Source organism: Streptomyces mabaensis, assembly GCF_053763515.1.
This window is the reverse complement of the sequence record NZ_JBSOPZ010000019.1, coordinates 42,548-68,270: the sequence shown is the minus strand read 5'-3', so window position 1 is coordinate 68,270 and position 25,723 is coordinate 42,548. Positions and strand designations below refer to the sequence as shown.

Below are 25,723 nucleotides of genomic sequence, written 5' to 3'. Positions count from 1 at the left end.
CACGTGATCCGGCTCAAGCGCATCGACAACATGGACATCCTCACCCACGACGTACAGCGGCTCGTGGACTTCTACCACCACACCCTCGGACTCCCGTTCCAGCTGCCGTACCAGCCGGACGAGGAGTGGGCAGCCGTCGACCTCGGCAACCTCACCCTCTACATCTTCAAGTCCGAGGCCGGTACGCACGCACCGCGCCGCACCGAGGTCAATGCCGAGAACGCGCCGGGGCTCGACTCGTTCGCCTTCGAGGTCGACAACCTGGACGACGCCTTCGCCGCCCTGGACGGCCGGGTCGAGTGGGTGACGGCGAACGAGATCGTCTGGAAGCACCCGTCCGGCACCTGGTACCGCTACCGGCCGTTCTACGACCCGGACGGCAACATGCTGTACGTCACCGAGCCGCACAAGACCACAGCGGCCACGGCGGGTGCGGCATGAGCGCCCCCGGCCCCACCCGCGCGTCCGCCGGCCCGCGCGACCTGACCGGGCGCCGGGCGCTGATCACCGGCGCGAGCCGCGGCATGGGACGGGCGCACGCCCTGGCTCTGGCGGTCCGAGGCGCGTCGGTCGCGCTGGCCGACCTGGACGAGGCGGAACTCTCCAGGACCGCCGCCGAGATCACCGCCGCGGGCGGCACCACGGTGCCGTTCACCGCGGACATCACCGTACGGGCCCAGGCCGAGCAACTGGTCGGTGCCGCGGCCTCCGCGCTCGGCGGGCTCGACATCCTCGTACACAACGCTGGGCTGATGTTCTCCATGACCGGACTCGCCGACACCGACGACGAGGACTTCGACCGGCTGCTGGCGGTCAACGTCCGGGCTCCGCTCTATCTGACCCGGGCCGCCCTGCCGGAACTGCGCCGCAGCTCCGCCGCCCGCGTCATCTTCATCTCCTCCCAGTGGGGCCAGGTGCCCGACGGCCACAGCTACGGCTACATGGTCTCCAAGGCAGCCCAGCTGGGCCTGATGAAAACGCTGGCCAAGGAGTTCGCCGGCGAGCGGATCATGGTCAACGCGGTCGCGCCCGGCGCCGTGGCCACCCGCATGGTGCCGCGGGAGAACTACGCGGACGAAGTCGCCGCCGTGCCGATCGGCCGGCTGGCCGACCCCTCGGAGATCGCCGAAGTGGTGGCGTTCCTCGCCGCCGACACCGGCGGATTCATCACCGGCCAGACCATCCCCGTCAACGGCGGCGCCCTCCTCGTCGGCATCTGAGCCGCCGCCCCGACCTCCCGCCCCAAGAACCCGGCTCAACCCCCGAAAGGACCACGCTCATGTCCTCTCAGCTCACCAAACGCGACCAGGCCGAACGAGCCATGCGGCACTCCTGGTTCCCCGTGGCGCGCTCCACCGACCTCGGCACGCCGCAGCCGGCCGTACTGCTCGGCGAGCAGCTCGTCGCGTTCCGGGACGCCGACGGCACCGCCCGGGTCACCGCCCGTCGCTGCCCGCACCGGGGCGCGGACCTGTCCCTCGGTGAGGTGCACGACCGCTCCATCGGCTGCCCGTACCACGGCTGGCGGTTCGACGGGGCCGACGGCCACTGCACCCGCGTGCCGTCCCTCGCCGACCAGAGCCGTATCCCACCGAAGGCGGCCGTCCGCGCCTACCCCGCCGTCGAGCGCTTCGGGCATGTGTGGACGGTGCTGGAGGAGCCCGTCACCGAGCTGTACGACCCCGAGGGGTGGCGCGGCCGTGACCTGGTCTGGCTGGCCGCCGACCCGCTCGACTCGTCGACCGGGGTGGCGGTCGCGATCGAGAACTTCCGCGACGTGGCGCACTTCCCGTTCGTGCACAAGGTGTCGATGGGCCCCACCCCCGAGGTCGTCGAACCCCTGGAGGTTCGCCGCGACGGCCTGGACGTCCACATGCACCGCACGCTGGACGCGAGTTCCGGCGACTGGGCCGCCCAGGGCGACTGTCTGATGGCGTACCAGTGCACCGCACCCGGCTTCGCCAGCATCAGTTACCACTACGAGCGCGCGGGCCTGCGCGTGGTGGCCGGCTTCCCGTCCCCCGTCTCGTACGAACAGGTCAAGATCTTCTGGGGCGTGGCCAACGAGCGGGACTTCCGCGGCGACTCGCTGGAGGAGTGCCTGCGGGTCGAGGAGATGGTGTACCTGGAGGATCTGCCGATCGTGGAAGGCCTCCAGCCCCGCGAAGTCCCGTGGGACGGCGAGTTCCCCGAATACTCCGCCCCGGCCGATCTGTTCACGCTCAACTACCGGCGCGCGTTCGGCGAGCTGATGCGACGCACCGAACTCCTGCTGACCCGTGAAGCCGTTCCCGCCCAGGGGCAGCCATGACGAACCGGAACGACGCACCTCCCGTCCTGCGCGTCGCGCGTACGGAACTCGTCGCCGACGGCGTGCTGGCCCTGACCCTCGTCGATCCGGGCGGCGCACCGCTGCCGTCCTGGACCCCGGGGGCCCATGTCGACCTGCACCTCGCTCCCGGCCTGATCCGCCCGTACTCGCTGTGCTCCGATCCGGGCGACCCGACCCACTACCGCGTCGCCGTCCTGCGCGTCCCCGGCGGCCGGGGCGGCTCGGTCCACACCCACGACCGGGTACGTACGGGCGACACCCTCCCGGTCTCGGTGCCGCGCAACCACTTCGAACTGGTCGATGCCGAGCGGTACTTGCTTGTCGCCGGCGGCATCGGCATCACCCCGCTGCTGCCGATGGCACACCGGCTGACCGCGCTGGGGAAGCCCTGGCGGATGCTGTACGGCGGCCGCTCCCGCACCACCATGGCCTTCCTGGACGAACTTCCGCCGGCCCGGGTCACCGTGGCTCCCCAGGACGAGACCGGACTGCCCGACCTCGCCGGCTTCCTCTCCCCCTGGCCCGACGCCACGGTCTACGCCTGCGGCCCGGACGGCCTGCTCACCGCCGTCCGCGAGCTGCACCCCGGCCCGGTGCACACCGAACGCTTCACCCCGCCGGTCCCGTCGAACCCGCAGGACCCGTCGGGCGGTACCTCGCGGGGGCAGAGCTTCACGGTGCGGCTGTCCCGCTCCGGCCTGACCCTCACGGTGCCCGCGGACCGGAGCGTTCTGGAGGTCGTCCGCGAGGCGGGAGTCAGCGCGGACTCCTCCTGCGAGATGGGCATCTGCGGCAGCTGCGAGACCAAGGTCCTCGAAGGCGTCCCCGATCACCGGGACGACCTCCTCACCCCGGAGGAGAAGACCGGCGGCTGCACCATGATGATCTGCGTCTCCCGCTGCCTCGGGGACCGCCTCGTCCTCGATCTGTGACGACGCAAGGCCCTCTCGCACCCCAGCCCCACATGTCGCCGTCCCGGCACGCCGTACGTCCACCGTCCACGTACCCGCGCTCCCCCGAAGGGGCCACACATGTCATCCCAGCAAGTCGTCCAGCCGGATCAGCCCGGCCGGCCCGGCGGGCCCGATCAGTCAGCCACACCCCACGCCTCGTCCCCCGTCATGGCCAAGAAGATGCGCTGGTACGACGGCTTCGCCATGTCGCTGACCATGCCGGCCGCCCTCGTCGCCTCCCTCGGCGGATCGATCGGCGGCCTGGGCGCCTGGGGCGCCGTCGCGCTGTGGGCCGTGTCCATGGTGCTGGCCACCGCCGCCAACTGGATCTACACCGAACTGGCCGCGATGTTCCCCGACTCCTCCGGCGGAATAGCGCACTACGCGACCGAGGGCTGGAAGCAGCGGGCCCCCGTCGTCGGGCCGCTCGCCAGCATGGGCTACTGGTTCCCCTGGACCACGTCCCTCGCGGTGTACGCGGGCATCGTCGGCTCACTCGTACAGGCCCAGTGGTTCCCCGGCCAGAACTGGAGCGTGCGGCTCGGCCCCGCCGAACTCAGCTTTCCCCTCGCGGTCGGCCTCGTGGTGATCCTGCTGCTGTTCGCCGCCGCGATGACCGGCCTGCACGCCGCGATGTGGGTCGTCTACCTCACCGGCGGCATGCTGCTCGTCCCGCTGGCCGTCTTCATCGCCGGCCCATTCCTCAGCGGCGACTGGAACGTGGCCAACCTGCACTGGAACCTGCACGGCGCCGCCGGACTGCGTGAGGCGCTGGTCTGGCTCTACATCCTGGCCTGGACCTCGCTCGGGGTGGAGGTCTGCGCGACGTTCGCCCCCGAGTACAAGGACACCGTCAAGGACACCTCGCGGGCCCTGCGCGCGGGCGTGCTGTTCTCCCTCGGCGTGTTCGTCCTGATGCCGCTGGCACTGGCCGGATACGTGGGCGAGCAGAAGATCGCCGACGACCCGACGACCTTCTACGTACAGGCCTTCCAGAGCCTGATCGGCGGCGGCGCGGACCTGATGATCGTGTTCCTGATCGGGTCCTTGCTGCTCATCATGATCACGGGCCTGGCGGACGGATCCCGCGTGCTCTACACCATGGGCGTCGAGGGCACGACCGTCCGGCAGGCCGGCGTACTCAACCGACGCGGCGTCCCCGCCAGGGCACTGGTCGTGGCACTGGTGATCAACGTCCTCGTCCTGACCGTACTCAAGACGCCTCTGGCCATCATCGTGACCGGCAACCTGGGCTACATCCTGACCCACGCCCTCGCGCTCTCCGCCTTCGCGCTGCTGCGCCGGGACCGCCCCGGCGCCGTACGCCCCATCCGCCTGCCGGGCTTCTTCGTCCCGCTGGCCTGGCTACTGGCCGCGGTCCTGGTCGTGATCCTGGTGGTCGGCGCGACCGGCTTCTCCATCAGCGGCTACGGCGGCTACAAGGAACTGGCCGTCGCCCTGACGGTCCTCACGACCGGCGTGCTGCTGTGGCTCTACCGGACCAAGGTGCAGGACCGGATCACCACGGACGACCGGATCACGAGGGAGGACCGCTCGTGAACACCGTCCGTCGGTCCCGCCGGTCCCGCCGCCAGGCGAGGAGAGCCGCTTCCACCCGCCATACGGACGGCACGGCCGCCATCTCCAGCGGTGCCTTGGCCCTCGCCAGGACCCTGTGCAGCCTCCGCGCCGTGTCGAACGCCCGCTCCGGCTCGCGCTCCGGCTCCGCGCTCAGGGTGAGGGCGGATCTGATGACATCCGTGTAGACCGACTGGACCGACTTGAAGTCGAGCAGCCGGGGGAGATCCTCCTCCCAGCCCCGCGAGCTGCCGCTCCGGACCGCTTCGACCGCATCCCGCCAACGCCGGGAAACCTCGGCCGCCTGGGCGGCGGGATAGCGCATCAGATAGAGGTGGGTGGCGAGGTCGTACAGCGGGTCGCCGAACATGGCCAGTTCCCAGTCGATGGTCCACAGCTGGTCACGCTCGTCGATGACGAAGTTCTCCCGGTGCAGGTCACCATGCAGCAGGCAGAAGGGCCGGGGGCTCAGGCCCGCCACCCGTCTCCGTAGCCGTTCCAGGCCGTCGGACGGAACACCGAGCGCGTGGAACAGGGCACCGTAGTCACCGAGGTGCGCACGGTAGACGCGCTCTTCCGTGAAGTGGATCAGCCGCTCCAGGAACCCGGCAGTGTCCCCGTTGTCGGGCCGGTCCTCTTTCGCGCAGCTCCGGGCGATGGGCAGCATGTCGGGCTGGATGGCCGTCAGTTCGCTGACCAGAGCAAGGAGTTGTTCGACGTACCGAAGGGGAATCGCTTCACCCGACGTGAAGTAGTAGCCGAGCGTGCGGCCCTCGATGAATCGCTGCAGTCCGAAGTCGTCGACGTCGATGATGTCCGGAATGCGCGTGACGTGGCCCGCGAGGGCCCGGATCAGCGCGTCCTCCGAGTCGAAGCATCGCCGGTCGAACCACAGCAGACCCTTCCTCGGTTCCCGGCACTTCCAGCGAACCTGCCTGCCCCCGATACCACTGTCCGAAGGCAGCGGGAACACATAGGTCTCGTGGTGGTAGCCCTTGAGCGGCCCCTCGAGCGCGGGCTCGTTCCGGCTCAGCAGGGCAGCGCGCCGCCGAGTCGGGGATGCCGGTTCGGCTGTCACGTCCCGATCTCTCGCCTGGGTTGGTGCCGATGATGCAGAGGGGGCACGGTACTCCTTCCGCCGAGCCGGGTACCCCCGTTGGCACGCAGGTGGCCGTGGGTGTCGCCCGCACGGGCGTAAGCACGCGCGCGTGTACGGCAGCAGGTACGACAGCGCTCACCCCACACGGCCGCCGCTCCGCACCAGGTCCAGGATCGGCAGCAGCGAGTCCACCACGACCTCCGCGCCCGCGTCGTACAGCCTCTTCGCCCGCTCGTCGTCCCGGGCGTAGCCGAGGAACGGCACGCCCGCGCCGTGCGCCGCGTGCAGGTCCGACGGGGTGTCACCGATCATCAGGGACCTGGCCGGCTGGGCCCCCAACGAGGTCAGGGCGCGGTTGAGGCAGTCCGGGTCCGGCTTGAGCAGGTCCAGCCGGGCGCTGCGGCCGTGGATGTGCGTGCCGAAACAGTCGCGCAGGCCCCGGCCGGTGAGGTAACGGTCCACCACCCGCGGGGAGTTGTTCGTCGCGATGGCCAGCCCCGCGCCGGTGGCCAGCCAGGTGCGTATCAGCGGGTCGGCGTGCGGGGTGGGCCAGGCGGTGGCCGTGGCGTGCAGCTCCTCGCCGGTGAGCATCTCCTCCAGCGCCTCCACCAGGTCGCTGCCCGGATGGATGCGGTCGACGGCCCGCAGTACGGCGTGCGGGTCTCCGGACAGCCGGTCCTCATCGGTCAGCAGGACATGCCGGCCACGTTCCTCCAGCCAGGCCACCAGCCGCTCGGCGACCTCGTCCGCCAGATGGCCGGCGAAGAGACGGCAAATGGGCCCGTCGAAGTCGAAGAGGACGTGCTCGGCTCCCGCGACCAGCCTCCTGAGCGCCTCGGTCACGGGCACCGCCTGTTCGGTTCGCGTCGTATCAGAAGTCACTAAGAGAGTGTCAGGTCCGACGCGATCGTGTTCCAGAGGGCGTCGAACCACTTCTGCGACTCCTCCACGAACGCGTGGTCCTGCGCGCCCGCCCGCCGCTCGAAGGAGAAGAGCAGCGACTGGGTGCCGAGCGCGTCGTACAGCTCCACCGGCTCGTCGCCGATCTCCTCCTCCCTGCGGGTGACCCGGTAGTACGCGAAGAGCGCCTCCGAGCCGTTCAGGAGGTACAGCTTCACCGGCGGGGTGAAGGGCAGCGCCTTGAAGGACACCGTGACGTCGATGCCGTGGGTGCCGCGCAGCGCGAGCAGGTTGTGCCGCAGCACCTGCCCCTGGGAGTTGCGCTGGAGCAGCCATCGTTCGTGCACCGCGTGGTCGTGGGCCGCGTTGTCGTCGGCGGAGCCGCCCGCCGGACCGGCGACGGCGGCCGGGAACGCCAGGTCGATGTCGCGGCTCGGCAGCAGGACACGGACGTGGACGCGGTCCGGCCTGATCCGGCCCGCGTGGATCAGGCGCAGCGGTTCACCGAGCGCCAGCATCAGGGATTCCGCCGTCAGGCTGATGACGTCGATCCGGACGTCGGGCACCGCGAAGGCGGTCGCTATGCGCGGCGCCAGAGCGACCATGGTCGGCTGGGGCTCTTCTCCGGCGTGCACCACGTGGCCGGCGGCGCGGTCCGCGATACGGGCCGGGGCGCCGCGCGCTACATCGGTAAGCAGGCCGGCGTCCTGGAGGATCCGCAGGGCCTGACGGATGGTGCCGCGCTCGACGTGGAACTCGTCGGCCAACTCGGCCTGGGTGGGCATCCGGTCGCCGGCCCTCAGTTCACCTGCGTCGATGCGGGCACGAAGGGCGTTCGCCACGTCCTGGGACGAGCGCTTCCTGCCGTTCAGTGCCGGGCTTTCCTGGGTCACCAGGAAACCGTACAACTCGTCGCCATTCAACGGGAGTTGTCTGCGAGTTGTTTATGGATCGCAACCAAATGGGGACAACTTCAGTAGTTGGTTGCCAACTCTCCGACCTGGCAGCAGAGTCGCCCGTCCGCCGATGTACGGGCATCACCCGCGCCTCCACTCCAGAGGGAGGGACCACCATGCCCGCCGTCGCACTTCTCGCCACCATCCTCGTCATCGGATTCGAGCAGCTCGTCGAATGGCGGTACGGAACCATCGGGATCATCGGCCTGTTTCTGCTGGCAGTCGGCATCAAGGCCAAGAACCCCACCTGCGCCGGCATCGGCGCCGCCGTGCTCGCCGTCCAAGTCGCCGGGCCATCCGTCTAGGACCTCAGGGAGGGACCGCAATGCCGCTCATCGCTCTCCTCCTCGCCGGCCTCGCCATCGCCCTCGAAGAAGCCGTCCAGTGGAAGTTCGGCGCCATGGGCCTGGTCGCCCTCGCCCTGCTCACCGTCGGCATCAAGGCGAGGAACACGGCCTGCCTCGGCATCGGGGCCGTCGTACTGGTCCTGCTCCTCCGCTGACCGTCCCACGAAGCCGGCCGGTCCGAAACCGGCCGGTCCCGAAGCCGACCGGTCTAGAAGATGTCCGGGCACCAAGGGCGCCGCGGCGTACGGAACAGCGCATCCGCCAGCGCCGCCGCGCCCTTCGACTCCTCCGCGACCCGGCCCAGCGCCGCGAGCCGCACCGCCGATTCGTCCCCGAGGTACAGCGCCCCCAGTTCCCCCACTCCCAGGGTGAGGTCCGCCGACTGCGTCGTCGGTGCGCAGCTCGCCCCCTCCGGCGAGGCGTCCAGCCGGAAGCGGCCGCCCGCGAGCCCGGCCGGGTCCCCGACCTCCAGCACGAGGGTGCCGGGTACGGGGTACGTACGGGCCTCCAGCGCCCGTACGACATCCAGCAGCCGCACCCAGAGCAGGTCCGCGTGCGTCACCACGCGGGCCGCGCGCGGATCCGGCAGCAGCAGCGGAAGCAGATCGTCCGGAGCGCGGTATCCGGAGCGGACCTTGACGATCCAGTCGACCGAGCACAGGAAGTGCCACAGGGCACGCTCGGCGGCCGGCGTCACCGCGATCAGGTCGAGCACGGTGGCCGTGTTCTGCGGGATCTTGTTGTCGCCCCAGGTGTCGTCGCTCCTGTACGCGACCAGCCCCTCCACCTCGCCGCCTGCCGAGCGGTACACCGCGTAGAACGGCTCGGTCCACGGCTTGCTGGGCGGCCTGTCGAGTCCGGTGCTCTGATTCCAGTCGTGCTCGTCACGGCTGACCACGCCGTGCCGGAACGCCCGCAGTCGCCCGTGGAGCCCGGGCCCGGTCTTCCGTACTTCCGCACCATCGACGAGGTCGATCCGGCCGCCGTCGCCGGGACCTGCCCAGCGCGGGTTGAGCCCCGCTCGCGGGACGTCGACCTCCCACTCGGTGGTCCAGGTGGCCGGACCGTACCCGTACCGCCCGTAGATCGGGTACTCGGCGGCGATCAGCGTCGACACGACGTCCCCGCGCTCCTTCGCCGCCGCCAGGTCCGCGGCCATCATCCGGCTGAGCAGCCCGCGGCGGCGGTGCGTGGCCGAGACCGTCACATTGGAGACCGCGCTCGCCGGCAGCGCGGCGCCGCCGACGGCCGTGAGCTCCTGGGCGAACGACCGGAAGGTGGCGACACAGCGGCCCGCCTCGAACGCCCCCTGCACCCGGGAGAGATCGGCGCGCGCCCGGCGCGCCTCGGCCTCCTCGTCCGTGACCCCCGGCGGCCGGAGGAACCCGGTGTTCAAGGCGCGTATCCAGTCGGGGAATTCGGACTCGGCGACGGTACGGACGTCCAGGCTCATACCGCCACGCTAAACGAGGCGCCCTCAGAAGGTCGCGCGGATTTCGCCGACCCTGGCGCCCCCGCCCAGCAGCGGTGCCTCGGCGATCCGTGCCACCACCGGGGCGTCGACGCCCAGCAGCGTCAGGGCCCGCCCCAGCACCGGGCCGAGCACGCGCGCCGAGCCGTCGTCGACTTTGAAGGCCAGCGCCCGGCCGTCCGGCAGGGCCACCGCCTGGACCGCCTCGGCGCCCATCTTGGACAGGGCCCCCGGCACCTCCCGCATCAGCCAGGTGTCGGCCCTGCGGGTGCCCGCCACGTACTCGGGGTGCGCGCGCATCGCGTCGGCCACCCGGCGCTCGGGCGCCGCCGGGTCCGCGAGCACGAAGTGCCGGAAGGCGCGGGCCAGCCCGGTCAGGCTGATCGCCATCAGCGGGGCGCCGCAGCCGTCCGTACCGACCGCCGCGACCCGCTCGCCGGACGCCGACTCCACCCCGTCGTGCACCAGCCGCTGCAACGGGTGGCCGGGGTCCAGGTAGGAGTCGAGCGGCCAGCCGTTCAGCACGCAGGCGGCCAGCATCGCGGCGTGCTTGCCGGAGCAGTTCATCGTGACGCGGTCGCGGACCCCGCCCGCCGCCAGATACGTCTCCGACTCGGCCGGATCAAGCGGCAGGTCCGCCGGGTTCCGCAGGTCCGTGCCGGACAGGCCGTGCTCGGCGAGCATTTTCTGTACGAGATCGAGGTGGAAGCCCTCCCCCGAGTGGCTCGCGGCGGCCAGCGCCAGCCGCTCACCACTGAGGTCGAGTCCGGCCCGCAGCACCGCGGCCGCCTGGATCGGCTTGTTGCTGGAGCGCGGGAAGAGCGGCCGGCTCACGTCGCCGAGCGCCAGCTCGACGCGCCCGTCGGCGGACAGCAGCACCAGTGAGCCCCGGTGGTGGCCCTCCACGAAGCCGGAACGTACGACCTCGGCGAGGACCGGGGGTATCGCGGAGTCGGTGCTGGTCATCGTCGGCCTTTCGGGTTCCGGGGCTGTGCGACCGCCCCCTGCCCGTTCGGCCGGGCGTCACGCGAGCAGGTCGTCCACTTGTGCTTCGCCTTCACGGTACCTGCGGGTGATCTCGGCACTGCAATCGTCCGCCGTGCGCTGGAGCAGCTGGCGGCGCCGGGAGACCTGCTGCTCGTACCGGACGAGGCGCCCCATCGCGTCGTGCAGCTCCCCGTCCGTACGGGCGCCGAGGTCCGACAGCTCGACATCGGCCAGCATCTCGGCGGCCAGCAGCCGGTACTCCTCGCTGTGCGGGGTGCCGAGCGTCACGTGCCGGGCCGAGGTCCGGTGGCTCGACGGCGCGTCGGCGAGGATCTCCGAGAGCCGGTCGACCACCGGCACCTCCTGGCCGGTACGGCGGGCCAGCTCGGCCCGCAGGATGTCGATACGGCCCTGGAGCAGCCGGCGGACATAGCTGAGGTCCGCCTCGTGCTGCGTCGACTCGCGGCGCAGCGCGCGCAGTTCGGGCAGCCGCAGAAGGGCGAGGTCGTGCCGCGGCGGCTCGGGAAGAGTGCCGCCGGCCCGCTGCGCGGGTGGTCGTGCCGCGGTCGTACGGGCCATCGGTACGGGACCGGGGGGCTGCCCGGTGCCAGATGTACTCATGCGCGTCTTCCGTCCCCTCGACCGGTGCATGGGTTTTCCCGGGGCCCGGACGAGGGCCGAGGGGAAGCACCGCCTGCATGCATCGTGCCACTGTCCGTGGCGCCGACGCAGGCGCACTGCCCCCCAACGGCCCCGGATGGCCGCACGGCATGATGGGCCACATGCGAGCAGTGGTTCAGCGGGTGGACGGCGCGAGCGTCGTCGTGGCGGGGGAGCCCGCCCCGGAAGTGGTCGGCGAGATCGTCGGCGAAGGACTGTGTGTGCTGGTCGGCGTGACCCACGGCGACACGGCGGAGAAGGCGGCGCAGCTCGCCCGCAAGCTGTGGTCGCTGCGCATCCTGGAGGGCGAGAAGTCCTGCTCCGACGTGAATGCGCCCTTGCTGGTGATTTCGCAGTTCACTCTCTACGGGGACGCCCGCAAGGGCCGCCGCCCCACCTGGAACGCGGCCGCCCCCGGTGAGGTGGCGGAGCCCCTGGTCGACGAGGTGGTCGCGCAGCTGCGGGCGCTGGGCGCGGAGGTGGCGACGGGCCGGTTCGCGGCGGACATGCGCGTCTCGCTCACGAACCACGGCCCGTTCACGGTCCTGATCGAAGTCTGAGGATCCTGATCGAGGTCTGAGAACAGGCCGTCAGGGCTCGACGACGACCTCCTGGGCCGCCGCCGTGGTGTCCGCGATCAGCTCCGCGTCCACCGGCACATTGCGCTTGACCAGGGCCAGCGCGATCGGGCCCAGCTCGTGGTGGCGCGCCGACGTGGTGATGAACCCCAGCTGACGCCCCTCGGGACCGTCCGCGGCGAGCCGGATCGGCGTGCCGTGACCCGGCAGGTGCACCTCACTTCCGTCCAGGTGCAGGAAGACCAGCCGGCGCGGCGGCTTCCCCAGGTTGTGGACGCGCGCGACCGTCTCCTGGCCCCGGTAGCAGCCCTTCTGCAGATGGACGGCGGTACCGATCCAGCCCAGCTCGTGCGGGATCGTACGGTGGTCGGTCTCCAGACCCAGCCGGGGCCGGTGCGCCTCGATGCGCAGCGCCTCGTACGCCAGAATCCCGATCGCCGGCCCCGCAGGGCCGGCCGCGAAGGCCTCCAGCTCCGCACGCGGCAGGAACAGGTCCCGGCCGTGGGCGGTCTCCCGTACGACGGTGCCGTCCGGGATCGGGGCGATCGAGCCGGCGGGCAGGTGGACCACCGCGAAGTCCTCGGTCCGGTCGGCCACCTCGACGCGGTAGAAGAACTTCATCGACTCCAGGTACGCGATCAGCGCCTCCTGGGTACCCGGCTCGACGTGCGTCCAGACCGTCGTACCGTCGTCCACGAGATAGAGCGCGTGCTCGATGTGCCCGTGCGCGGAGAGGATCAACGCCTCGGTGGCCTGCCCCGCGGGCAGCTCGCTCACATGCTGGGTGAGCAGCAGATGCAGCCAGCTCAGCCGGTCGTCGCCGGTGACCGCGACGACACCGCGGTGCGAGAGGTCGACGAAGCCGCTGCCGTCGGCGAGGGCGCGCTGCTCCCGGAACAGATCGCCGTAGTGCGCGGCGACACCCTCGTCACGCCCCTCGGCGGGAACGGCGCCGGGCAGGGACAGCAAGGGGCTCCGCGTTGAATATCGCTGCATACGCGTAAGCGTACGACCGTCCTCCGACCGGTACGACCGTCCTACGACCGGCCGGCCGCCGCCGCCTTCGCGAGGCAGTCGCGGCAGCGCCCGAAGATCGCGAAGTGCTTCATGTCCGTGTCGAAGCCGAAGGTGTCGCGCAGCTGCGCGGTGAAACCGGCGGCGACGTCGATATCCGCCTCGATGACGTTCGTACAGTCGCGGCAGACCAGGTGGATGTGATGGTGCCGGTCCGCGAGGTGGTACGTCGGGGCGCCGTGGCCCAGGTGGGCGTGGGAGACCAGCCCCAGCTCCTCCAGCAGCTCCAGGGTCCGGTAGACGGTGGAGATGTTCACGCCCGAGGCGGTCTTGCGCACCTCCCCGAGGATGTCGTCGGGGGTCGCGTGCTCCAGGGTGTCGACGGCTTCGAGGACAAGCTGCCGCTGCGGAGTCAGCCGGTAACCGCGCTGCCGCAGATCGCTCTTCCAGTCGGTACTCACCACATGCCCAGTGTAGGCAGGCGTGAGGGGGATCACGGGGCCTCCCGTGATCCCCCTTGTGCGAACGCGCTGACCGGCTTACCGGAAGAAGGCGATCCCGTCGTCCGGCAGGTCACCGAGGTCCTTCGCCCACGAGGCGACCTCTTCAGGGCTGACGACCTTCTTCAGGTGCGCCGACATGTACGGGCGCAGCTCGACCTCGGGGGTGGCCTTCTCGCCGACCCACATCAGGTCGCTCTTCACATAGCCGTAGAGCCGCTTGCCACCGGTGTACGGGCCGGAGGCCGCGGTCCGGGCGACCGCGTCCGTGGCCAGGTCGATCTGCGGCTTCTGGTTCGCCAGCTCGCCGTACCAGACCTCGACGATGCCCTGGTCGCGGACCATGACGACCTCGACCTTGCGCTCCTTGTCGATGCGCCAGTAGCCGGACTCCGACTCCAGCGGCTTGACCTTCTTGCCCTCGGCGTCGAGCACCCACGTGTGTGAGACGTACTCCAGGAAGTCCCGGCCGTCGTGGCTGAAGATGACCTCCTGGCCGAAGTTGCACTTCTCCGCCCCGGGGAAGTCGGAGACGCCCGCGCCCTCCCAGGTGCCGAGGAGGAAGGCGAGGGGGACCAGGTCCGGGTGAAGGTCGGACGGAATCTCGATCATGGGAGCTCAGGCGATCTCTAGAGGGGGATGGTCAGCGCTGACCCTGGTACAGCTTCTTCACGGCCAGGACGGTGAAGGCGAGGGTGCCGATGCAGACCAGAACCAGCAGGGAAGTGAAGAATGCCTCAAGCACGGGGTGCTCCTCGGACGATGTGTAGGGCGGCGGTACGGAACCGGGCCCCAGCTTAGTCGCCCGGGGCCCGGTGCTCTTTGTGAGGTCAGCCCCACGCGGCCGTGAGGTGTGCGGCAGTCAGCCGAGGAGCTGGTTCTGCAGGACGACCGTCTGGTGGAAGGGGACGGCGTTGGCTTTGCCCTTGTTCGAGTGGACGATCAAGGCAAGCGTGTCCCCGGCGGTGATGTACGCGTGCCGCACGTGCAGCGGTCCCAGCGGCGCAGCCTCGTCGTACACGTCGTTCACCGTCGACGGGGCCCCGGCCTGGGAATCCCACTCGCTGTCCAGCGGAGCGGAGTCCTCCACGCCCAGCACGGGCAGATACGCCTCCGCCCCACCGCCGAGTTCGTTGTAGAACGTTGCGACGTGGGCCACGGAGTGGAACCGGAGCAGGTAGATCCGACTGGCGGTGCCGTCCGGCATCGTCCAGCCCCGCGCCACGACATGACGCAGACCGCCGTCCACGAGGTCCTGCTTCATGTCCTCCCGCTCCTCCTCGGGATACGCCGCGAGGAAACGGTCGACCGGAACCCGGCTGCCCTTGCCCTGCAGGGCCTTGTCCGGCTTGGCACCCTGCGGAGCCGGAAGCAGCAGCTGCCCCAGGTCGGCGTAGTGGATCTCGCCCGCGTTGTCCTCAGCGAACGGCAGCTTCGCACCGGCCGGCAGCGCGGGCTTCGTCAGCTTCGGGTACACCCAGCGGCCGTCGTCCCTCGTACCGAGGCCCGGCACATCGGTGCGATCCTGCGCGGCGATGCCGTACGCGACACCACTGCCCAGCGCCCCGAAGACGAGCACGGCCGCCGTCCAGCGCAGCGCGGCACGCAGCCTGCGGTGGTCCGGCCCGGGCGGCGCGGGCTCCGCGCCCGGCGGCGCCACGAACGGGCTCTCCTCGGGGACCGGGAGCACGGGAGTAGTGGTCTGGTCGGTCACACGAGCTCCCCGGGAGAGTCCAGATGGTCGAGCTGCTGCTTGAGCAGGTCCGCAGCCTCCTTGGTGTCGAACGGCTTGACGCCGTACGCGTAGAAGCTGATCAGCGCATCGCCCTGGGCAGCGCTGCAGAACATGGCGTCGGTCTTCGACTCCGAGTCCTTGGGCAACAGGAAACACTTGGCGCCCGCATGGCCCTTGATCTTGGGACCCTTGCGGAATACGCCGAGGAAGTCGGCGAACTTCTTCACGAAGTCGGCCCGCTCCCGGGCCCCCTTCCCGTTCATCTGCGCGATCTGGGTCTCGACCACCATGTCGCTGGTCGTGGACTGGTAGCTGCGCATCGCCAGCCCTCGCACGCGCAGCTTGTCCACCGCCTTGTGGTGCTTCCGACGCTGGGCCGACGGCAGACCGCGTGAGCCCTCCTTCAACACGGCGACGGCCTGCCTTGCGGTCAGAACGCTGTCGTTGCCGTACTGGCCCAGGTCGGGACCCAGTTCGTAACCCACGGGCACCGGCAGCAGCATGGCCGCGACGCCCGTGGGCGGTACGGGCTTGTCGTCGACCGCGTCGCCCTCAGCGTCGACCGCCGGATCCCCCCATACGACGGTGGGAGCGGTGCGGTCGGCGTCACCCAGGCGGTCGAGGCCCCAGAAGCCGCCGCCTGCGACGACGGCGAGGCATATAAGGGTGGAGATGCCCACGACCACTCCACGACGGGCCCACCACGCTCGCTCGGGGGGTCCGGCGGCCGGGGAAACGGCGTCCGCGTTGTCCGGGAGGGGGCTCGGCACGGGCCCCGGGACGGGCTGCTGGTCGGTCACAGGCGCTCCAACTGCCGCTTGGCGAGGGCCATCACGGCCTTCTCGGAGACGGGACGGACGTTGTTCGCGTACCAGATCTCCACGACCACATCGCCGCGCTGCGCGGTGACCTGCGCCTCGTACACAGGCTCGTACCCGGCCTCACGGTGCGGCTCGCCGTAGATGTAGACCCGCCCGTTGCCGCTCCCCGGGATCGGCTTGCCGGCGTTGTCGGCGTGCTTCTCCTTGAACCCCTGCTGCCCCTCGGCGTAGCGGAGGGCGTTGAGCGAGGAGGTCTCATTGAACTGGACCAGGTTGACGGTGACGAACACCTCGCCGCCCTCTTCCCAGGACGTTCTGGCGATCCTTCGGATACCCAGCCCCGTCAGGTAGCCGAAGGCCTCATCCGGCTCCTCGAAGTGACCGACGTACGTGGAGAAGCTGAGCCAGCCGTCCTTGCCGGAATCGTCGTCCTGTTTCGTTGCGCCCTTCGGCGGCTTGACCAGCAATCTACGCAGATCCCCGTCCGTCGGGACGTGGCGGTTCGCATTCACCGAACGCGCGGTGGTGTTCCTGTCCGCCGGCACCACCTTCGACGCGCGCAGCTCCGGCTGCGACAACGGCGGGAGCGGGGTCGGGTCGCGGTCGTACTGGATCGCGTAGCCGGTGACCGTGCCGGCGAGCACGCCGAGTACCGCCGCGCCGGCGACGATCGCCGCGGTACGGCCGCGTCTGCGTGGTTTCGGCGGTTCGGGAAGTTCTGGCTGATCTTGCCGTTCCTGCTGTTCAGGAACGGTTTCCGCTGTTTCCAAGGGGTCCCCCCACAGACCTGACCGGCAGGTTTCGTCACCTGCGCACACAGCAGACCCACGGCCGGGGGACGGGGTTGTACGGCGGACCATTACAGTTCGGGACATGGCGAAGAAGCTCGTGATCAAGGTGACCGCAGGGGCCGACGCCCCCGAGCGCTGCTCGCAGGCCTTCACCGTGGCGGCGGTGGCCGTCGCCAGCGGCGTGGAGGTGTCGCTGTGGCTCACCGGAGAGTCGTCGTGGTTCGCCCTGCCGGGACGCGCCGCGGAGTTCGAACTGCCGCACGCCGCCCCGCTGCCCGACCTGATCGACTCGCTGCTGGCGGGCGGCCGGATCACCCTGTGCACGCAGTGCGCGGCGCGGCGCGAGATCACCGAGAAGGACGTGATCGAGGGCGTACGGATCGCGGGCGCGCAGGTCTTCGTCAGCGAGATCATGCCGGACGGCGTCCAGGCCCTCGTGTACTGAGACGTGATCCGCGTTCGTCAGGCCGATGAGTTTGCCGGTTGCCTGAAGTCTTCCCCTGTGACATTCCCGCCTCTGCGGGGGATCAGGAAGAGAGGGAGGCCAGGATGAACAATCCGATTCGGCTGTACATGTCGATGTCGCTCGACGGCTACATCACCGGCCCGGACGATCGGCCGGGCCAGGAGCTCGGACGCGACGGTGGACGTCTTTTCAACTGGCTCGACGACCGGGAATCCGACAGCCCGAGCGGACAGGTTTATCGCGAGGCGTTGGCGACCGGCGCGGTGATCTCCGGCCGTCGGACGTTCGAACTTGCCGGGCGCTGGCAGGGCGACCACCACGACGGCGTGCCGATCTTCGTCCTCACCCACCACGCGGATGACGGGGACGTGCCACCCGGCCACGCGCGGTTCGTCACCGACGTCGAGGACTGCGCCCGTCAGGCTCGCGCGGCCGCCGGGGACCGTGCGGTCATGGTCCACGGGGCGGGCGCGGCCCAAGCGCTCCTCCGAGCCGGGCAAATGGACGAGATGGAGATCCACCTGGTTCCGGTCCTCCTCGGGGACGGCCGACGGCTGTTCGACCACCTCGGTGGTGATCACATCGAACTCGACCTCGTCCGACGGCTCGAGGACCGAGACGTCACGCATCTCCGATACCGGGTACGTCGTCCCGAGGAGACCGCATGAAGACGCTCTTCGTCGGCTACCGCGTCACCGACCTGGACCGGTCGCTCGCCTTCTACACCGCCTTGGGTTACGCCGAGCTGGGCAGGGTCGACGGCGGCGACGGGAGTCGCCTCGTGATCCTTAAGTTCCCCGGCGAACCGGCGGCCTCGCTCGAACTGGTCCACCGTCCCGGCGCCGGACGCGTCGACGTGGGTAGCGGTTTCGACCACCTCGCGATCCAGGTGGACACGCTGGCCGCCACCCTGGAGCGGCTGACCGACGCCGGCCTGGAGCCGGGACCTGTCCAGCACCCGGGCGGCCCTCGCGGCCCGAAGACGTCGTGGCTCACTGACCCGGATGGCTACCGGATCGAGTTGGTGGAGTGGCCGCCCGGACACCCCGACGGCATCACCGCGGCAGATTTCTCCTGAGGCGGTCAAGGTAGTGAACGTGCCTCAGTAGCGCTTCTTGCCGTCGAGTTCGTCCCACCACTCGTCGGACTTCGGATCCCCGGACGGGTCGTCCCACCACCGGTCGTCGGGGCCCCGCCGGTTGGCGACCATTGCCGCGACCGGCGGGATCAGCATGGCGACGAAGCACATGCCGACGGCGACCGGGACGGACCACAGCCGCACCACGGCCCAGGCGGAGACGAAGAGGACGAGGCATCCGCCCATCATCAGGAAGTAGCCGCGCCGGCGTCGCGCGTACATACCTCAAGCGTAGGCCCGCATGCCCGCAACGGCACGAAGGACCGCACCCCGCTGGCGTCCAACCGTTCCTCAAGCGCTGAACGTGAGCGAAACCTGTACTCAGGTCCGCACACCAGCGGCCTGCCCCGAACGGTCCTGGGCAAGCTGGGCCGTAGCCGGAGGCCGTCGGCGAGGTGCATCACGGGCACCTTCCTCGGGCCGAGCAACGGTCCTGATTGCGCGGCCAGGGCCGGACTGGGTGGGAAACACGAGAGGGCGATGGTCTTCCGTACCGGCCCCACCGCGCACCCTGGCACGAGGTCGGGCGGCTTCCGTCCGCTGGCGGGATACGGTCTTCTCTGCCCTGCGCCGCGCGCCCAGCCCCTGGCCACGCCTCCCGATCACGACGGCCGAAGCCTCATGCCGGGACGTCTTGTACATCTTGGTATCCATGCTCCGGCGCCAGTGCTCGGCGCCCCAACGGCTCGTGTAAGCAGGATCCACCACGATCACCGCCAGACCCGCACGGTGAGCCATCGCCGACAGCCGCGCCATGAACTTCGCCGTCGGCATCCCCGCCACCGTCGCCCGGAACCGCTTACCGCTGCGCCCGTTCCAGCCGCACTGCTCACGGCCGGTGGCAAAACCGAGGTCCTCGATGACCAGCGCGGTCGCCCCACGTTCCCGGGCGACCCGGATGAGAGTGCTGCAGGCATGCCGGACCTGCGCGTCTCTGTGTGTGGTGCTACCGGTGTAGTCCACGGCAACCCGGTCAGGGCGGCCGACCGGGTTGCCGTGGACATCGAGCCGCCAAGCGGCCAGATGGTCCACGTTGTGATCGATGCCGACCACCCCGCCGGCCAGCGCAGCCGCCATCAGCTGATCGTCGCCCATACCCTGGGGCAACTCAGGGACCGCCGGAGTGAAAGACGCCGTCAGGTAACAGCGTCCTCCCTCAAAGCGGATCGCATAGGCGACAGCACGACTGGCAACCACCTGAGCCCGCCACTCGGCATCACGGTGCGCAAACAAGCCGCGGGCGTCGAGCCGGTAACGGCCGAACCTGTCGCAGTGGGCCCGATGACGGGCAGCCAACTCCGCGGGCAACTTGATCAGGACGGTGCCATCCACCTGGACGCGGATGGTCTCGTTGCCGAACGGCTTGCCCGACTCGCCATCCGCCTCGATCCTCGTCCGCGCCTGCCACCAGCGCTCCTGCCAGGCTTCCACCGGCAGGTCGGCCTCGGTGAGGTGCAGCCGCGTGCGCAGCAGGTCCCTACCGCCGCGCACCACATGGACGCGACCAGCCTCCCGGTCGGCCGCCACCCGTGCGGCGGTCGCGAGCAGGCACTGGCGGCGCTGCTGCTTCGCCGCCCGCACCCGCGGGGTGGGATAACCCTCGACGCGGGTCCGCACATCGCACGCGCCGACCGGCACGGCCAAGCGCGCTCCGATACGGGCGATCGCCGCCTGAAGGGTCTCAAGATGGACCCCTTGGGCCCGACGGGCCAGTTCCCACTGTTCGTTCGAGCCCCGCGTGATCGTTCCCGCCCAGCGCGACGAGGTCAGCGCCGTCAGCTCTCGCTTGCGTCGCGCGAAGTCCTCGCTGCTGTGCTGAGTGCCGAGCGCCACCCGCTCAGTCAGGTCCCGTCCGGCCAGTTCGGACAGGAACGCGCCCAGCTCGCGCAGGATCAGTTCATCGCGCTCCGACAGCCGGAGCCGGGTCTTGAGGGCCAGCGCTCCTGAGGAAGCGACAATGCGAGACGGAGCAAGGACGCGTAATCCCGACGCCGAGCGCTCCGCCATGGCGCCCCCTCCAACCGTCGAGTCGTTCAGTCGTCGAACAACTCAACGAACCGCCGGACAGAAGGTCACCCATCCGGCCGAAAAACGGAGGCCAACGGCACGAAGGACCGCACCCCGCTGGCGTCCAACCCATGGGGTGCGGCCCTTCGGCCGGTCTGTCGTGCCTTCGCCGTCAGACGGCGATGGCGACCTCCGCCAGTCCGCCCGGCTGGGCGACGACCGTACGGTCCGCCGTCGCGCCCGGCACCAGCGCGCGCACCGTCCAGGTGCCCTCGGCCGCGTAGAAGCGGAACTGTCCGGTCGCCGAGGTCGGGACCTCGGCCGTGAACTCGCCGGTGCTGTCCAGGAGGCGGACGTAACCGGTGACGGGCACGCCGTCCTTGGTCACCGAGCCCTGGATGGTGGTCTCACCGGGCTTGATCGTCGAAGCGTCGGGGCCGCCGGCCTGTGCTCCACACATATGTCTTCTGTCCTTCGGGTCGGGAGGTTCCGGGAGGGGGCCGGAGGGTTTACTTGTTGGCGCCGAGCTCGATCGGCACGCCGACGAGGGAGCCGTACTCGGTCCACGAGCCGTCGTAGTTCTTGACGTTCTGCTGGCCGAGCAGCTCGTGCAGCACGAACCAGGTGAGCGCGGAGCGCTCGCCGATCCGGCAGTACGCGATGGTGTCCTTCGACAGGTCGACCTGCTCCTCCTCGTAGAGGGCCTTGAGCTCGTCGTCCGACTTGAAGGTGCCGTCGTCGTTGGCGTTCTTCGACCACGGGATGTTGCGGGCGGTCGGGATGTGGCCCGGACGCTGCGACTGCTCCTGCGGGAGGTGCGCCGGGGCGAGCAGCTTGCCGCTGAACTCGTCGGGCGAACGTACGTCGACCAGGTTCAGGCTGCCGATCGCGGCGACCGCGTCGTCACGGAAGGCGCGGATGGAGGTGTCCTGGGCCTTGGCCTTGTACGTGGTGGTGGCGCGCTCGGGCACGGCGTCGACCAGGTCGCGGGAGTCGAGCTCCCACTTCTTGCGGCCGCCGTCGAGGAGCTTGACGTTCTCGTGGCCGTAGAGCTTGAAGTACCAGTACGCGTAGGACGCGAACCAGTTGTTGTTGCCGCCGTAGAGGACGACGAGATCGTCGTTGGCGATGCCCTTCGCCGAGAGGAGCTTCTCGAAGCCCTCCTGGTCGACGAAGTCGCGGCGGACCGGGTCCTGGAGGTCCTGCTTCCAGTCGATGCGGACCGCGTTGCGGATGTGGTTCTTCTCGTAGGCCGAGGTGTCCTCGTCGACCTCGACGATGACCACCTTGGGGTCGTCGATGTGGGCCTCGACCCAGTCGGCGTCTACCAGGACGTCGCTGCGGCTCATGTTGTCTCTCCTCCGGGGCAGTGTGCGGCGGGGCTGTGCGCGGTGCTGATGCGGGTGCTGATGCTGGTGCTGCGGTGCGTGGACTGCGCGGTTACGGGTGCGCGGTCGCGGTCTCCGGTGGCGGCGGAGGCGCGGCGGGGCAGGTGCGGTCACGCGGGTGCGGCCGTCGAACGGCCTGCGGGGATACGGGAGTCGACGTCCCGCTCAGAAGGTGCGACAGAGCATGGCGGCGACGCGGCACAGGTCTACTGCCCGCCGCTTCGTGAGGTCCGCCTGTCGCTTCATGCGTCCGATCGTAGGGACGTCCTGGCGGACATGTCACCGGCGTGTCGCATGTTGAGACGAGATCGTCCGGGATTTGGAACGCGAGGGGAAAAGGAAGGCCGCCGGGACGGCCGTGGAGCGGCTGTCCCGGCGGCCGTGTCCGCATTCCTTCTGCGGAGCGGACGTCACCGTCTCACCATCCGGCCACCCGGCCGGAGCGGGGTCACCCGGTCAGCGAGACGCCCGTGCCCGTCCCGGAGAACCGGAGGCCGTCCGCGGAGGTGGTGACCTTGTTGAGCGCGATGGTCGAGGGCAGTCCGTCGATCTTGAGGTCGTAGTCGACGACCTCCCGCACCCTGTCCTCCAGGCCGGGCAGCGGCAGCGCCGGAAGCGAGTCCGCGCGCAGCCGGACGGTGTCGCCGCCCTCGATGGAGACCTTGCTGTACGTGGTGAAGACGCGGCCCTCCAGCATGCCCTCGAACGCGCCGGGAACGTCGATGCCCGCGCCTTCGAGCATGTCGCCCAGCGGACCGGAAACCTTGACCTCGCCCTGGCCGGCCCGCTCGGGTCCGGCGTAGCTCACGGTCGCGCCCTTCGGCGCCGACTTCGTCAGATCGGCGTACGAGATGCGCGCCGAGCCGGTGGCCCGCTCCGCGGTCGCGGACGAGAAGCTGCTGTCGATGCGTACGTCCCGCAGCTCGGCCCGGACCTCGGTCACCTGGACCGAGTGGCCGTCCGCGCTGGCGGTGATGCCGTCGAGGCTGATGTCGACCTCGTCCAGCGAGGAGCCGAGCACCTGGGTCAGGAACGGGAAGCCCTTGATGGAGACCTGGGGCTGGGCGCTGAGCCCCTGGCTGGACCGGATCTTGCCGGCCGCCTCGTCCTCCGCGTACTTGACCGCGAAGCGGTCGGCGGCGACGAATATCCCGCCGAGCACCACAGCCAGGATCAGCAGTATTCGCAGTGCGCGCATTGCTCTCGTTCCCCCACGTTCTCGGCTCGGGCCCCCAGGGCCTGTCCGGCGGATCCCGGCTCCGGCCCTTGTGACCGCGAGCCTAACCCGCCGGTGCCTCAGGCGACGGCCCGGCCGATCAAGTAGACGGCCGGGGCCGCCGCGGCCAGGGGCAGCGCCACGCCGGCGGTCATGTGGACGAAGCGGGACGGGTAGTCGTACGCGGCCACGCGCAGCCCGACGAGCGCGCACACACCGGCCGCGAGCCCCAGCAGCGCGCCTGCGGCGCCCATGCCGGTGAGGCTGCCGGTCACGATGCCGGAGCCGGCCGCGGCGAGCAGCGCGACGACGACGGAGGCGGCGGCGGGCAGCGGCAGGGCGCGGGCGAGGACGGCGACGGCGACAGCGGCGGCGCCGACGGTCACCGCGTCGGGTTCGGCCGCCAGATGGCCGGCCGCGACCACGGCGAGGGCGGCCGAGGTGACGGTGGCCGTCAGGCCGTACATCCGCTCGTCCGCGGAGGCCCGGTTGCGCAGCTGGAGTACGAGCGTGAGCAGCACCCACACGCCGAGCGTCCCGATGATCGCGGCGGGCGCGTGCTCCCTGGAGACGGCGAGCAGGGCGATGTCCGCGGTGACACCGCCGGCGAAGGCGAGCGCGATGCCCTGCCGGGCGGGCCACATGCCGTTGAGCCGGAACCACCCGGCGGCGGTGACGGCCTGCAGCAGCACCAGCGGCACGAGCAGGGCGTACGAGCCGGCCGCGGCGGCGCCGGCGAGCAGCAGTCCGAGCACGGCGGTCAGCCCGGCCGACTGCATCCCCGGGTCGATGATCGGCGAGCGGCCCTCGGCGCGGGCCCGCTGGGCGTCGGTGACGCGGGCGTTGCCCCCGGTGGTGGGAGGCGTGTACGCGGGGCCGGCGGCGGGCTCCGGCGCGAAGGGCCCGGGCGCCGGCTGGTGCTGCTGGTGCTGCTGGTACGTCTCGTACTGCTGGTACGCCACCGGGGCCGGGGCCTCCGGCGGCAGCGGGTGGGAGCCCTGGGGCGGCAGATAGGTGACGTGGGGCTGGTACTGGGTGTCCCAGGTGTCGCCCTGCCACGTCTGGGTGGAGTACGGATCCGGCTGGTCCGGGCCGCCGCCCTGCTGCGCGTACGGCTCGTAGGCGTCGTACGACCCGTACTGCTGATGCTGCTGGTTCTGGTGCTGGCTGGGGTGCTGCTGCTCGTTGCTCATGCTCGCGGTCATCCTCCTGCGAACGGCGGGAGCACCTCGACCGTGCCGCCCTCGGCCAGCCGTACCGTCTCATGGCTCCGCGTCCCCACGGGATGGCCGTCGACGATGTACGAGCACCGCAGCAGTACCCGCGTCAGTTCCGCGGGATGCCGCTCGCGCGCCGCGTCGAGCGCCTCCGCGAGCGTCTGCGCGGAGTACGGCTCCTCGTGGGTCCCGGCGGCGGCCTTGGCCGCGGCCCAGTAGCGGATGGTTCCCGCTGCCATGGACTCGTTCCTTTCGTCGGCGGGTGTGCCGACGTCCATGATGGGCCACGCGAGGAACTACTCAAGGACCAGCCAGGACGAGCACTTCGCGGTCGCCGACGGTGGAGCATCGCCCCGAGCAGGGCGGGACCGGCCGGAAAGCGGTCGTGGGGCAGCCACGACCGCTTCCCACCGTCTCTTATGGCCGGATCTCGTACACCAGGTTGAACGGAGTCTGCGCGGCGCGACGGAACCGGGTGAAGCCGGCGTCGGCGATCACTTGGCGGACCGCGGCCTCGCCGGCCTGCGCGCCCAGGGCGTAGCCGCCCGGCTGGGACAGACCGCTGGGCACGCAGAGGAACGTGGAGGCGCTGTAGTACAGCCGGCCGACCGGGTTGAAGTTCTCCTCGACCTTGTCGGAGGCGAACGGCTCCACCAGCAGCCAGGTGCCGTCCTCGGCCAGCGCTTCTCGCACCCGCTGGGCGGCGCCCAGCGGGTCACCCATGTCGTGCAGGCAGTCGAACATCATCACCAGGTCGTAGTTCGTGCCGGTGAAGGTCTGCGCCGTCGCCACTTCGAAGCTGACTCGGTCGGTGACCTCGGCCTCGGCGGCCTTCTTGCGCGCCAGTTCGATCGACTCGGTGTGGTAGTCCGAGCCGACGACGGTGGTGCGCGGGTACGCCTCGGCGAGGAGCAGCGACGAGGAGCCGAGACCGCAGCCGAGGTCGGCCACCCGGGCCCCCGCGGTCAGCTTCGTGTCGACCCCGTCCAGTGCCGGGATCCAGCTCGGGATCAGCTCGGCCACGTAGCCGGGCCGGTAGAACGCGTCACACCCGACGAAGACGTCCTCGTCGTGCTCGTGCCAGCCGACACCCTCACCGGTGCGGAACGCCTTGGTGATCTGCGGTTCGGCGCGCAGATACCCCAGCACAATGAGGAACGCCGCCGGCACGTTGGGGCCGTTGGGGTCGGCCAGGCAGAACGCCTGCTCCTCGGTCAGCGAGAACTCACCGGTCGCCGGGTCGTAACTCACATACCCGCCCGCGGCCTGGCCGCGCAGCCACTCAGTCAGGTAGCGCGGGTGGCACCCGGTGCGCTCGGCGAACTGCTCGGGCGTCGCCGGGCCCTGCGCAAGCGCGCGGTAGAGGCCGAGCCGGTGGCCGATCACCACCGAGCCGGCGGCACCGGCAGCGCCCAGGTCCGCCACGAACCGCCCGAGGAACTCCGTCACCTTGTTGTGGTCCATCTCTGGTCTCCTTCCTGCTCGACCGGCTCGTGCCGGTCACAGCAGCAACGATTGGCGCGCGGCCTGTCACGGCCCTCGCACGGGCTACCGTCGTGCTAACAGGCT

The 25,723-nt window shown here is 70.5% G+C and carries 32 protein-coding genes; 11 read left to right on the top strand and 21 right to left on the bottom strand.

Annotation, left to right across the window (positions count from 1 at the left end; genetic code table 11):
- Positions 1-3: 3 nt before the first annotated feature.
- The 5 genes from ACWV17_RS18730 (at position 4) to ACWV17_RS18710 (ending at position 4,845) form a co-directional block, all read left to right on the top strand.
- Positions 4-441, top strand: coding sequence for a VOC family protein (locus tag ACWV17_RS18730; protein ID WP_455360639.1), 438 nt, complete (start codon positions 4-6; stop codon positions 439-441).
- The gene (locus tag ACWV17_RS18725) at positions 438-1,220 is read left to right on the top strand and encodes an SDR family NAD(P)-dependent oxidoreductase (RefSeq protein WP_455360638.1); all 783 of its coding nucleotides are present in this window, start codon (positions 438-440) and stop codon (positions 1,218-1,220) included. The genes ACWV17_RS18730 and ACWV17_RS18725 overlap by 4 nt, the downstream gene beginning before the upstream one ends.
- A gap of 59 nt (positions 1,221-1,279) precedes the next feature.
- Complete coding sequence (locus ACWV17_RS18720; protein ID WP_455360637.1) at positions 1,280-2,311, top strand: Rieske 2Fe-2S domain-containing protein; 1,032 nt, start codon at positions 1,280-1,282, stop codon at positions 2,309-2,311.
- Positions 2,308-3,264 carry a PDR/VanB family oxidoreductase gene (locus tag ACWV17_RS18715; protein WP_455360636.1) on the top strand — a complete coding sequence of 319 codons (957 nt, stop codon included), beginning with the start codon at positions 2,308-2,310 and terminating at the stop codon, positions 3,262-3,264. The genes ACWV17_RS18720 and ACWV17_RS18715 overlap by 4 nt, the downstream gene beginning before the upstream one ends.
- A gap of 99 nt (positions 3,265-3,363) precedes the next feature.
- Complete coding sequence (locus tag ACWV17_RS18710; protein WP_455360635.1) at positions 3,364-4,845, top strand: APC family permease; 1,482 nt, start codon at positions 3,364-3,366, stop codon at positions 4,843-4,845.
- Here the strand turns inward: ACWV17_RS18710 and ACWV17_RS18705 are convergent.
- From ACWV17_RS18705 to ACWV17_RS18695, 3 genes are all read right to left on the bottom strand, one after another.
- On the bottom strand, positions 4,823-5,941 hold the full coding sequence (locus tag ACWV17_RS18705; protein WP_455360634.1) for a phosphotransferase: 1,119 nt from the start codon (positions 5,939-5,941) through the stop codon (positions 4,823-4,825). The genes ACWV17_RS18710 and ACWV17_RS18705 overlap by 23 nt on opposite strands.
- Before the next feature lie 156 nt (positions 5,942-6,097).
- Entirely contained in the window at positions 6,098-6,844 is a 747-nt protein-coding gene (locus tag ACWV17_RS18700; RefSeq protein WP_455360633.1) for an HAD family hydrolase, read from the bottom strand.
- On the bottom strand, positions 6,844-7,755 hold the full coding sequence (locus tag ACWV17_RS18695) for a GntR family transcriptional regulator (RefSeq protein WP_455360632.1): 912 nt from the start codon (positions 7,753-7,755) through the stop codon (positions 6,844-6,846). Before ACWV17_RS18695 ends, ACWV17_RS18700 begins: the two co-directional genes overlap by 1 nt.
- Before the next feature lie 179 nt (positions 7,756-7,934).
- Here ACWV17_RS18695 and ACWV17_RS18690 point away from each other — a divergent pair, with 179 nt between their 5' ends.
- Together ACWV17_RS18690 and ACWV17_RS18685 are read left to right on the top strand one after the other, a co-directional pair.
- Entirely contained in the window at positions 7,935-8,123 is a 189-nt protein-coding gene (locus ACWV17_RS18690) for a hypothetical protein (protein WP_455350999.1), read from the top strand.
- Between the two features lie 20 nt (positions 8,124-8,143).
- Positions 8,144-8,320 carry a hypothetical protein gene (locus tag ACWV17_RS18685; protein ID WP_455360631.1) on the top strand — a complete coding sequence of 59 codons (177 nt, stop codon included), beginning with the start codon at positions 8,144-8,146 and terminating at the stop codon, positions 8,318-8,320.
- Between the two features lie 53 nt (positions 8,321-8,373).
- On the opposite strand, the gene ACWV17_RS18680 is transcribed toward ACWV17_RS18685, so the two are convergent.
- The 3 genes from ACWV17_RS18680 to ACWV17_RS18670 are packed head-to-tail and all read right to left on the bottom strand — an operon-like array spanning position 8,374 to position 11,244.
- Complete coding sequence (locus ACWV17_RS18680) at positions 8,374-9,618, bottom strand: GNAT family N-acetyltransferase (RefSeq protein WP_455360630.1); 1,245 nt, start codon at positions 9,616-9,618, stop codon at positions 8,374-8,376.
- A 24-nt stretch (positions 9,619-9,642) separates the two neighbouring features.
- Positions 9,643-10,602, bottom strand: coding sequence for an asparaginase (locus ACWV17_RS18675; RefSeq protein ID WP_455360629.1), 960 nt, complete (start codon positions 10,600-10,602; stop codon positions 9,643-9,645).
- Between the two features lie 57 nt (positions 10,603-10,659).
- Entirely contained in the window at positions 10,660-11,244 is a 585-nt protein-coding gene (locus ACWV17_RS18670) for an RsiG family protein (RefSeq protein ID WP_455350995.1), read from the bottom strand.
- Positions 11,245-11,405: 161 nt separating this feature from the next.
- On the opposite strand from ACWV17_RS18670, the gene dtd reads away from it, so the two are divergent.
- Positions 11,406-11,843, top strand: a complete 438-nt coding sequence (gene dtd / locus ACWV17_RS18665; RefSeq protein WP_455360628.1) for a D-aminoacyl-tRNA deacylase — start codon at positions 11,406-11,408, stop codon at positions 11,841-11,843.
- Between the two features lie 30 nt (positions 11,844-11,873).
- Here dtd and ygfZ read toward each other — a convergent pair whose 3' ends face one another.
- The 6 genes from ygfZ to ACWV17_RS18635 form a co-directional block, all read right to left on the bottom strand.
- Positions 11,874-12,857: a CAF17-like 4Fe-4S cluster assembly/insertion protein YgfZ gene (ygfZ, locus tag ACWV17_RS18660; RefSeq protein ID WP_455360627.1), complete on the bottom strand. Its 984-nt coding sequence runs from the start codon at positions 12,855-12,857 to the stop codon at positions 11,874-11,876.
- 41 nt (positions 12,858-12,898) lie between these two features.
- Complete coding sequence (locus tag ACWV17_RS18655; RefSeq protein WP_455350992.1) at positions 12,899-13,339, bottom strand: Fur family transcriptional regulator; 441 nt, start codon at positions 13,337-13,339, stop codon at positions 12,899-12,901.
- Positions 13,340-13,414: 75 nt separating this feature from the next.
- Positions 13,415-13,987: an FABP family protein gene (locus tag ACWV17_RS18650; RefSeq protein ID WP_455360626.1), complete on the bottom strand. Its 573-nt coding sequence runs from the start codon at positions 13,985-13,987 to the stop codon at positions 13,415-13,417.
- Positions 13,988-14,237: 250 nt separating this feature from the next.
- The gene (locus ACWV17_RS18645; protein WP_455360625.1) at positions 14,238-15,089 is read right to left on the bottom strand and encodes a hypothetical protein; all 852 of its coding nucleotides are present in this window, start codon (positions 15,087-15,089) and stop codon (positions 14,238-14,240) included.
- A complete protein-coding gene (locus ACWV17_RS18640; RefSeq protein ID WP_455360624.1) occupies positions 15,086-15,910 on the bottom strand; it encodes a hypothetical protein in 825 nt (274 codons plus the stop codon). Before ACWV17_RS18640 ends, ACWV17_RS18645 begins: the two co-directional genes overlap by 4 nt.
- Positions 15,907-16,701, bottom strand: a complete 795-nt coding sequence (locus tag ACWV17_RS18635) for a hypothetical protein (RefSeq protein ID WP_455360623.1) — start codon at positions 16,699-16,701, stop codon at positions 15,907-15,909. Before ACWV17_RS18635 ends, ACWV17_RS18640 begins: the two co-directional genes overlap by 4 nt.
- A gap of 103 nt (positions 16,702-16,804) precedes the next feature.
- Between ACWV17_RS18635 and ACWV17_RS18630 the strand changes: the two genes are divergently transcribed.
- The 3 genes from ACWV17_RS18630 to ACWV17_RS18620 all read left to right on the top strand — a co-directional run bounded on the left by ACWV17_RS18630 (position 16,805) and on the right by ACWV17_RS18620 (position 18,266).
- Complete coding sequence (locus ACWV17_RS18630; RefSeq protein ID WP_455350987.1) at positions 16,805-17,167, top strand: DsrE family protein; 363 nt, start codon at positions 16,805-16,807, stop codon at positions 17,165-17,167.
- Positions 17,168-17,271: 104 nt separating this feature from the next.
- Positions 17,272-17,856 (top strand): dihydrofolate reductase family protein, encoded by a 585-nt coding sequence (locus tag ACWV17_RS18625; RefSeq protein ID WP_455360622.1) that lies wholly within the window; start codon positions 17,272-17,274, stop codon positions 17,854-17,856.
- Positions 17,853-18,266 carry a VOC family protein gene (locus ACWV17_RS18620; RefSeq protein WP_455360621.1) on the top strand — a complete coding sequence of 138 codons (414 nt, stop codon included), beginning with the start codon at positions 17,853-17,855 and terminating at the stop codon, positions 18,264-18,266. Before ACWV17_RS18625 ends, ACWV17_RS18620 begins: the two co-directional genes overlap by 4 nt.
- A 24-nt stretch (positions 18,267-18,290) precedes the next feature.
- On the opposite strand, the gene ACWV17_RS18615 is transcribed toward ACWV17_RS18620, so the two are convergent.
- From ACWV17_RS18615 to ACWV17_RS18575, 9 genes are all read right to left on the bottom strand, one after another.
- Positions 18,291-18,548 carry a DUF3099 domain-containing protein gene (locus ACWV17_RS18615; protein WP_455350984.1) on the bottom strand — a complete coding sequence of 86 codons (258 nt, stop codon included), beginning with the start codon at positions 18,546-18,548 and terminating at the stop codon, positions 18,291-18,293.
- A gap of 99 nt (positions 18,549-18,647) precedes the next feature.
- Positions 18,648-20,333, bottom strand: a complete 1,686-nt coding sequence (locus tag ACWV17_RS18610) for an IS200/IS605 family accessory protein TnpB-related protein (RefSeq protein WP_455360620.1) — start codon at positions 20,331-20,333, stop codon at positions 18,648-18,650.
- Positions 20,334-20,505: 172 nt separating this feature from the next.
- On the bottom strand, positions 20,506-20,793 hold the full coding sequence (locus tag ACWV17_RS18605) for a DUF1416 domain-containing protein (RefSeq protein ID WP_455350983.1): 288 nt from the start codon (positions 20,791-20,793) through the stop codon (positions 20,506-20,508).
- Positions 20,794-20,842: 49 nt separating this feature from the next.
- Positions 20,843-21,682, bottom strand: a complete 840-nt coding sequence (locus tag ACWV17_RS18600; protein ID WP_455350982.1) for a sulfurtransferase — start codon at positions 21,680-21,682, stop codon at positions 20,843-20,845.
- Between the two features lie 204 nt (positions 21,683-21,886).
- On the bottom strand, positions 21,887-21,967 hold the full coding sequence (locus ACWV17_RS18595; RefSeq protein WP_350310325.1) for a putative leader peptide: 81 nt from the start codon (positions 21,965-21,967) through the stop codon (positions 21,887-21,889).
- Positions 21,968-22,169: 202 nt separating this feature from the next.
- Entirely contained in the window at positions 22,170-22,919 is a 750-nt protein-coding gene (locus ACWV17_RS18590; RefSeq protein ID WP_455360619.1) for an LmeA family phospholipid-binding protein, read from the bottom strand.
- 98 nt (positions 22,920-23,017) lie between these two features.
- The gene (locus ACWV17_RS18585) at positions 23,018-24,130 is read right to left on the bottom strand and encodes a hypothetical protein (RefSeq protein WP_455360618.1); all 1,113 of its coding nucleotides are present in this window, start codon (positions 24,128-24,130) and stop codon (positions 23,018-23,020) included.
- A gap of 8 nt (positions 24,131-24,138) precedes the next feature.
- Complete coding sequence (locus tag ACWV17_RS18580; protein WP_455350979.1) at positions 24,139-24,393, bottom strand: MoaD/ThiS family protein; 255 nt, start codon at positions 24,391-24,393, stop codon at positions 24,139-24,141.
- 178 nt (positions 24,394-24,571) lie between these two features.
- Entirely contained in the window at positions 24,572-25,618 is a 1,047-nt protein-coding gene (locus ACWV17_RS18575; protein WP_455360617.1) for a class I SAM-dependent methyltransferase, read from the bottom strand.
- Between the last annotated feature and the right edge of the window lie 105 nt (positions 25,619-25,723).